The sequence below is a fragment of the Streptomyces sp. LUP47B genome (genome assembly GCF_001746295.1).
GTDB lineage: Bacteria > Actinomycetota > Actinomycetes > Streptomycetales > Streptomycetaceae > Streptomyces.
The window spans coordinates 1-539 of the sequence record NZ_MJAH01000052.1; the positions used below are offsets into that span (position 1 = coordinate 1).

Annotated in this window: 1 protein-coding gene; it reads right to left on the reverse strand. The window is 67.7% G+C overall.

Annotated features, from left to right (window positions below):
• Positions 1 to 486, reverse strand: a 486-nt coding sequence (locus BFN33_RS49035; protein ID WP_256123112.1) for a phage portal protein, incomplete at its 3' end; no start/stop codon positions are given.
• Positions 487 to 539: the final 53 nt, after the last annotated feature.

The following is a 539-nucleotide window of genomic DNA, read 5'->3' on the forward strand; positions in this document are numbered from 1 at the left end:
GGCCTCGCCCAGCGCCGCCAAACGGTCCAAGACCGCAGTGCCACGAGCGCGCTGCCGGTCCGCACGAATGCGCTGACGCTGGCCCTCGGTGAACCCAGCCATCTCCAACGCCACATCAGAGTCAGCGGGGATGATGTTCGCCTGCACCAGCTTGACCGTGGCGTCCGCCTGAGCGGCCACCGTCGGCGTCGCCGGATTCCGCCACACCGTCTCAATACGACGGGTCCGATCCGGCGGCTCACCATCCCGCACCCACAGAGCGAGACGCATGGCCTCCTCCCAACGGGAACCGAACCGGCGAATCCGACGCTCGCTGCGCTTCACGAGCTTCGCCTCGGTGCTGCGGATCGCGTCCGCGCTCGCCGGGTTGTCCGTGGTGTAGCCGAGCATGTGCGGCGGCAGACCGAACTGGCTGGACATGATCCGCGCGTACAGGTCGATGATCTTCGTCTGACCGGAAGGATCGTGGGCCGCGAACTGGCCCACCGTCGGAACCGCACCATCCTCGTCCCGCTCCAACGCAAGGACACGGCCGATGT